The organism is Mizugakiibacter sp., assembly GCF_039680435.1.
Classification (GTDB): domain Bacteria; phylum Pseudomonadota; class Gammaproteobacteria; order Xanthomonadales; family Rhodanobacteraceae; genus Mizugakiibacter.
Window position 1 is genome coordinate 1 of the sequence record NZ_JBDKSX010000097.1, and the last position, 7211, is coordinate 7211.

Consider the following 7211-nt stretch of genomic DNA (forward strand, 5'->3'; position numbering starts at 1 on the left):
CGCGGGGGCCTCGGCGACGGCCAGCGCCTGGCTGCCGGTGAAGGCCGTCGGCAGCAGCTTGGCCGCCTCGGCGAGCAGCGATGCGTCGGGCGGATCGAACGCCGCGTCGCTGCGCACCGCGGCGGCGAGGCGTTCGAGCGCCTTCAGTTTCGCGGTGCGCGTATTGCGCACGGTCGCGCGCTCGATGGCCTGCCGTGCGCCGGCAAACCCGGCCTCGTCGAGCGCGGCCAGCGCATCGGCGGCAGCGGCCAGCGCGCCGGCCGCCGCCGCCGGCGCCGCGTCGTTGCCGGTCGGCGCACGCAGCTCGCGATTCTCCCAGCGCGCGCTGCCGAGCACGCGCGCGAGCTTCCGCGGCGCGCCCCAGGTGCCGGCCAGCAGGCGTGCCGCCGCCGCGTCGCGCGCGCCGCGTGCGCGCCAGAAATCGGCGACCGCTTCCTCGCGCAGCGATTGCTCGTTCTCGATCAGCGCGTGCGCTTCCAGCGAGGCGCCGGCGGCGAAGCCGATCTCGCGCAGCGCGCGCTGGCAGAAGCCGTGCAGCGTGCCGATCGCGGCGAGGTCGCCGGCGTGGCGCGCCGCGCGCGCGTGGCGGCGCAGGCCGTCGAGGTCGCCGTCCCAGGCGACCAGCGCCTGCGCCAGCACGCGGCGGGTGGCGGCGGCCTCGGCGCCGTCGTCGGCGCGCGCCGCGGTCGGGGCGTCGTCGTCCAGCAGGCGCTCGGCCAGTTCGAGGCGCGCGCGCAGGCGCTCGGCCAGTTCCGCGGTGGCCGCGCGCGTGAAGGTCAGCACCAGCACGCGCTCGGGCGCGTGCTTGCGCTCCAGCAGCAGGCGCAGGTACAGCGTCGCCAGCGTCCAGGTCTTGCCGGAGCCGGCGCTGGCCTCGATCAGGCGCACGCCGTCCAGCGGCACGTCCAGCGCGTCGAGCGGCTCGCTCATGCCGCGTCCTCCGCCGCGCGCAGGGCGCGCCGCGCGGGCGCGAAGATCTCGCGCGCCGTCGCGCGCAGGCGCGCGGCGAGCGGACCGTCGTGCGCGCCGGGCAGCTCGACGCCGCGCCAGGCGATGCGCACGGCGTCGCTGTCGAATTCGCTGCGCGCGAAGTCGCTGCGTTCGGCCTTCGCCTCCTCGACGAACGCGGCGAAGCCGTCCTTGTTCGCGTCCTCGCGTTCGGCGCAGCGCCACGAGGCCTTCGGGAAAAACGGCAGCGGCTGCTGCAGGCCGCGCCGGCGCCAGTCGAGCAGCGCGGCCAGCGCGGCGCGCGCGCGCTCCGCGTCGAGGCCGGCGAACGCGAGCTGCGCCGCCGCGCCGTCCTTGTCGAGATGCAGCAGCACGGTGCGCGCGCCAGCGCCGCGCGCCAGCGCGTGCACCAGATGGTCGATCCAGGCGTCGATCACGTGGCGGCCGTCGAGCTTGCCGGGGCGCAGATACAGGCGCGTGCCGGACCAGCAGCGGTCCAGCGTGGCGGCGAACGCCGCGCCGCCGCCGAGGTCGACGCGCAGCGGCCGCGCCGGCTCCGCGGGCTTGCCGCCGGTGATCGCGCGCAGCGCCGCAAGCAGCGGCGCGGCGCGCGCGTGCGCCGCCTCGAGCGCCAGCGTGCCGAGGTCGCCGGGCGGCAGCATGGCGCGTGCGCGCAGTGCCGGCGCCAGCGTGCGCGGGTCGGCGTCCACGCCGCGCGCGACGGCGTCGCCGAGCGCGGCGACCAGCCGATGCCGCAGCAGGCCGTCGTCGGGCGCCAGCGGCTCCTCGTCGTCGGGCGTTTCCGCCTGCGCGAGATCGAGGCCGAGACGTTCGCGCAGGAACGCCGCGGCGGGATCGCGGAAGTAGCGCTTGAGCCGGACGTCGTCGATGGACGCCTCCGCGGCCGGGGCCGGCAGCGGCGCGGCCGCGAACGGCGGCACGGCGTCGAAGCCGCGCACGCCGGCCGCGCGCGTCCAGGCGTTGCGGTAGGTGAACAGCGGCGCGTCGCGGCGCGTGCCGAGCAGGCGCGCGTCGAACGGCTGCAGCGGATGCTCGACGATCGGCGCGTCGGCGGCGACGAGGTAGCGCTCGCGCAGCAGCGCGATCAGCGCGTCCAGCACCGGCGCCGGCGGCCGCGGCTCGTTGCTGCGCGGATCGCGGCCGACCCAGCTCGCGTAGAACACGTCGCGCGCGGCGCAGACGAGCTGCAGGAACAGGAAGCGGTCGTCCTCGCGCAGCGAGCGGTCGCCGAGGCGCGCCTGGCCGGCGCGGCGCTCGCCGGCGATGCGGTCGAGGTCGCTGTCGCCGTCGCGGCGCGGGAACGCGTCCTCGTCCATGCCGAGCAGGCAGATCACGCGGAACGGCACCACGCGCAGCGGCACCATGCCGCACACGGTCACGCCGCCCTGGAAGAAGCGCTGCTGCGGGTCGGCGTCGGCCAGGCGTTCCAGCAGGAACGCGCGCACCGTGGCCCATTCGAGCGGGCCTGGGTAGGCGGCGTCCGCGCAGTCCTCGGCCAGCGCGGCCAGCGCGCCGCGCAGCAGGCGCAGCGCGCGCGCCTCGCCGGCGTCGTCGGGCGCTTCCGCGTACAGCGCGTCGAACTGCGCGGCCAGCACGTCGCTCCACGCCGCCGCGCTCAGGCGCCGCGCGCCGAGGCCGGCCAGCGCGCGCCACGCCGCCAGCACGCCGAGCAGGGCGTCGAGATCGGCCAGCGCCGCGCCCTCGATGTCGGCGTAGGGCGCGACGCCGCTGATCAGCGCGGTGTCGTCGCCGCTGGCGTAGCCGGCCAGCAGGCGGTCCAGGCCGAACGCCCAACTGTATTCGCGGTAGCCGCCGGTGGCGGCGCGCGCGCGCTCGTCGGCGCCCCAGCGCACGCCGCTCTCGCGCACCCAGCGCTGCACGCGCTCGAGGCCGTCGCGGTCGAGGCCGTGGCGGCGCATCACGCCGGGCACGGCCAGCACGTCGAGGATCTCGGTGGCGGTCCAGCGCGAGGCGGGCACGTCCAGCAGGCGCGCGAACAGCGCCAGCGCCGGATGCGTCGCCGCCGCCGGCACGTCGGCGATGCTGTAGGGGATGTGGCGCGGATCGCGCTCGTCGAGGCTGCCGAACACCGCCTCGACGTGCGGGCGGTAGGCGGCGACGTCGGGCGTCATCACCGCGATGTCGCGCGGCGTCAGCGTGGGGTCGGCCTCGAACAGCGCCAGCAGGCGGTCGTGCAGCGCCTGTACCTCGCGCAGCGGCGAGTGGCAGCGGTGGAACTGCAGTGAACCGTCGGGCGCGGCGACGCGTTCGTCGGCGCGCGGCGCGCGCCGCGCCAGTACGTCGTCGCGCACGCGGCCGAGCAGGCTGCGGCGATCCAGCGCCTCGTCGCACAGGTCGAGCTCCTCCTCCGGCTGCACCTGCTCGTAGCCGAACAGTTGCTCGACGAAGGCCGCGCCGGCGCCGCCCAGCGCCAGCAGCAGCGGGTTGTCGTCGCCGCCTTCGGCGAGCGCGCGGCGCACCAGCCGGCGCGAGGCGGGCAGGTCGCCCCAGTATTCGCGGCACGGCGTCGGGAAGTAGAAGTCGACGTCGGCGTGGCGGCCGGCCACGCCGAGCATGCGCAGCACGTCGGGCGAGACGTTGCTGCAGGCGAATGCGCCGACGTGGCCGGGCAGGCCGGGCGGTGCGGCGGCGCCGCGCTGGAACGCGGCCAGCCAGTCCTCGATCAGCGCGGCGCGGTAGCTGCCGCCGACGCGCGCGAGCAGGCGTCGCCACAGCTCGGCCTGCCAGTCGCCGGCGTCGGCGCCGCGCGCCCAGGCCAGCACGCGCTCGCGGCGGTAGGCCTGGTAGCGCTCGAACGTGCGCGCCAGCTCGGACGCCAGGGCGAAGCGGCGCGCGGCGTCGCCGTCGGCAAGGTAGGCGGCGAGCGGCGCCAGCGCGGGCGCGTCGTCCAGCGGCGCCTCCAGCAGCGCCAGCAGGTGCCAGCGCAGGCGCGCCGGATCGAACGGCGACTGCGCGGGCAGCTCGGGCCGCCAGCGGTGCAGCAGGTCCCAGGCGAATTCGGCCGGCGCGCGGAAGGCGACGTTGGCGACGATGCCGCGCGTTTCCGCCAGGTGCACCTGCAGCCAGCGCCGCAGTCCGGCTTGCGGCACCAGCACCGTGGCCGGCAGCAACGGCGCGGCGCGCGTGCGCGCGGCCAGGCGCGCGCCGAGTTCGGCGGCGAGCTTGGCGCTGTCGTTGGCGTAGATCAGGGAAAACACCCGGGGCCGTCCGTCGCGTGTCAGGTCCGCGCGCAAGTATGCATGCGGCGGTCGCAGCGGTCGCGACGGCGGCGGTCCGCGCGCCGCGGCGTTTCCGCCGGCGAACGCAGCGTGCGCCGGGGGCGCCCCGGCGGAGGCTTGCGGCACGTTCCGCCGCCACCATCTGAATTTTTGTGAAAACGCGCCGTTTCGCCTTGTCCGGCGCGCGGTGTCGGCCGATATAGCGGGCAAGGGCCGCGGCGTGCGCGTCGCGGCGGAAACCGGCCGCCGTTCCGACGCCCTGCCGGCACAACGAGTAGCCATGCCATGCACCACGCAGCACCGCCACACTGCCGTGAACTCCGCCTGGGACGCGGCCTGCATGCGGCGCTGCTGTATGCGAGCCTGTCCGGCCCGCCGCTGCAGCTGACGGCGCATCGTGCCGGCGCCAGCCTGGGCTGGCTCGAGCTGATTGCCGCGGCGACGCTGGTAGCCGGCTTGCTGGGCGTGGCGACGTTCGTGTTCGCCGCCGAGGCGCACGCCTGCTGGGCGCTGCTGCAGTCGCAGCCGGAGCGCCAGGTGCGCGGCTGGACGCCGCGCCGCGTGGCGTTCGTGGTGCTGCTGGCGCTGGCCGTGGGCGGGATGCTGGCGCTGGTCCCGACGATCTTCATGCGCGGCGTGTCGACCGGCGCCTGGCTGGTGCTGGCCTCGTTCGCGCTGGGCGCGGCGTTCGCCGCCTTCGCGGCGTGGACGCGCGCGCTGGGGCGCGCCGAGGCGTGGGCGTTGCCCGATTAGGCTGAGGACGCCGCACTCAGTTCCGCCGCGCAGTCGCGGATGCCCTGGGCGATGCCGTGGCCCGGTGCCGCTACGCCGTCGGCGAGGCCGTCGTACCAGGCGCTCTCTTCCTCCGCGATCGTTCGCGCCTGATCGGCGAACGCGTCGGCCTCGGCCGGGCATGCCGCCCGGAAGGCCGCCAGGAACGCGCGCGCGTCGCCGCGCGCCAGCCACTGCACGAAGCCCATGCGGCAGCGCGCCTGCGATGCCGCGCCGCGGAACGCGGCGTTCGGCTTGTATGCCGCGGGCAGATCGAGCCAGCGCAGGGCCAGCGCGCAGGCGGTGGCGTGGTCCGGCGGCGGCGCGCCTTCGGCCAGCCGGCGCAGCGCCGCCTTCTCGCGAAGCCAGCCAACCTCGGGCCGCCGCGTGTCGCATGCGCTGGGCATCGGTTTCGCCTCTTGCGCCGCATCGGCGTCGCGCCGCGAGCGGGGCAGCGCCGCATGCGTTCGCGCGTGGTAGCGGAACTGGCGCCCGGCGGGATTCGAACCCACGACCTCTGCCTTCGGAGGGCGGCACTCTATGCAGCCGAGCTACGGGCGCGTCTTCGGGATTGTCGCATGGAATCGCCGCAGCGCGCCGTCGGCGCAATTCGCTCGCGTCCTGCCGGGTATTGCACCGGGGCTCTCGCAGCTGCGCGCGCGGCGTTGCCGTTGCCTGCGCGCAGACCCTCGCTGTACGCCGGTGGTGCAGGCATGTGAAACCGCGGGCGTGCATGCGGCAGAGCGCGTGTCGCCGCTGCCGTCTCACGCGGTGAGATCGCCGCGCGGTCTGCTCGCGGTCCGGAGGCATCCCGATGGCCGCACGACCGCTCCCCGTTCCCGACCCGCATCCGCTCGCCCCGCAGCCGCGCGCGCTGGCGCGCGACGGCGCGCGCCTGGCCGAGCGCATCCGCCGCAAGTACGCCGACCGCATCACCGGCGCGCTGCACCTGCCGGCGCGGCCGGCGCAGTACGCGCCGTTGCCGCCCGAGCTGCCGCCGGCGCTGGCCGCGGCGCTGAAGGCGCGCGGCATCGAACGCCTGTACAGCCACCAGGCGCAGGCCTGGCAGGCGGTGCGCGGCGGCGACCACGTCGTGGTGGTGACGCCGACCGCCTCCGGCAAGACGCTCTGCTACACGCTGCCAGTGCTGGCCGCGGCGATGCAGCAGCGCGCCAAGGCGCTGTACCTCTTCCCGACGAAGGCGCTGGCGCAGGACCAGGTGGCCGAGCTGCTGGAGCTGAACCGCGCCGGCGGGCTCGGCGTGCGCGCCTGCACCTTCGACGGCGACACCCCCGGCGACGCACGCCAGGCAGTCCGCCTGCACGGCGACATCGTGGTCAGCAATCCGGACATGCTGCACCAAGGCATCCTGCCGCATCACACCAAGTGGGCGCAGTTCTTCGAGAACCTGAAATACGTCGTCATCGACGAGATCCACACCTACCGCGGCGTGTTCGGCTCGCACGTCGCCAACGTGCTGCGGCGGCTGAAGCGCGTGTGCGCGTTCTACGGCGTCGCGCCGCAGTTCATCCTCTGCTCGGCGACGATCGGCAATCCGCAGGCGCACGCCGAGGCGCTGGTCGAGGCGGAGGTGCGCGCGATCACCGAGAGCGGCGCGCCCGCAGGCGAGAAGCACGTGCTGCTGTGGAATCCGCCGGTGGTGAACCCGGACCTCGGCCTGCGCGCCTCGGCGCGCTCGCAGTCGAACCGCATCGCGCGCCTCGCCATCGGCGCCGGGCTGAAGACCCTGGTGTTCGCGCAGTCGCGGCTGATGGTCGAGGTGCTGACCAAGTACCTGAAGGACGTGTTCGACCACGATCCGCGCAAGCCGGCGCGCATCCGCGCCTACCGCGGCGGCTACCTGCCGACCGAGCGCCGCGACGCCGAGCGGGCGATGCGCGCCGGCGAGGTGGACGGCGTGGTCAGCACCTCCGCGCTGGAGCTCGGCGTCGACATCGGCAGCCTCGACGTGGTGGTGCTGAACGGCTATCCCGGCTCGATCGCCGCCACCTGGCAGCGCCTCGGCCGCGCCGGCCGCCGCCGGCAGACCGCGCTCGGCGTGCTGGTCGCCTCCAGCGATCCGCTGGACCAGTACCTGGTGCGGCATCCGGAGTTCTTCCGCGACGCGCCGCCCGAGCACGCGCGCATCGACGCCAACCAGCCGCTGATCCTGTTCGACCACCTGCGCTGCGCCGCCTTCGAGCTGCCGTTCGTCGCCGGTGAGCGCTACGG

At 75.8% G+C, this 7211-nt stretch carries 5 protein-coding genes and 1 tRNA gene; 2 read left to right on the forward strand and 4 right to left on the reverse strand.

From position 1 onward, the window contains the following. Together ABFC67_RS10545 and recC are read right to left on the reverse strand one after the other, a co-directional pair. A partial coding sequence (locus tag ABFC67_RS10545) for a UvrD-helicase domain-containing protein (RefSeq protein ID WP_346737989.1) occupies window positions 1-930 on the reverse strand: 930 nt, incomplete at its 3' end. Continuing rightward, window positions 927-4187, reverse strand: a complete 3261-nt coding sequence (gene recC / locus ABFC67_RS10550) for an exodeoxyribonuclease V subunit gamma (RefSeq protein WP_346737990.1) — start codon at window positions 4185-4187, stop codon at window positions 927-929. The genes ABFC67_RS10545 and recC, both read right to left, overlap by 4 nt. Window positions 4188-4493: 306 nt before the next feature. Between recC and ABFC67_RS10555 the strand changes: the two genes are divergently transcribed. Beyond that, the gene (locus tag ABFC67_RS10555; protein ID WP_346737991.1) at window positions 4494-4961 is read left to right on the forward strand and encodes a hypothetical protein; all 468 of its coding nucleotides are present in this window, start codon (window positions 4494-4496) and stop codon (window positions 4959-4961) included. Here ABFC67_RS10555 and ABFC67_RS10560 read toward each other — a convergent pair. Next, a complete protein-coding gene (locus ABFC67_RS10560) occupies window positions 4958-5386 on the reverse strand; it encodes a hypothetical protein (protein ID WP_346737992.1) in 429 nt (142 codons plus the stop codon). The genes ABFC67_RS10555 and ABFC67_RS10560 overlap by 4 nt on opposite strands. An 80-nt stretch (window positions 5387-5466) precedes the next feature. Next, a tRNA-Arg gene (locus ABFC67_RS10565) sits at window positions 5467-5540 on the reverse strand. A 253-nt stretch (window positions 5541-5793) separates the two neighbouring features. On the opposite strand from ABFC67_RS10565, the gene ABFC67_RS10570 reads away from it, so the two are divergent. Further along, window positions 5794-7211: DEAD/DEAH box helicase (locus tag ABFC67_RS10570; protein ID WP_346737993.1), on the forward strand; the 1418-nt coding region annotated here is incomplete at its 3' end.

Bases quoted from the DNA above. Each gene is read 5' to 3' on its own strand.
- ABFC67_RS10555 (WP_346737991.1), top strand. From the start codon at position 4,494: ATGCACCACGCAGCACCGCCACACTGCCGTGAACTCCGCCTGGGACGC.
- ABFC67_RS10560 (WP_346737992.1), bottom strand. From the start codon at position 5,386: ATGCCCAGCGCATGCGACACGCGGCGGCCCGAGGTTGGCTGGCTTCGC.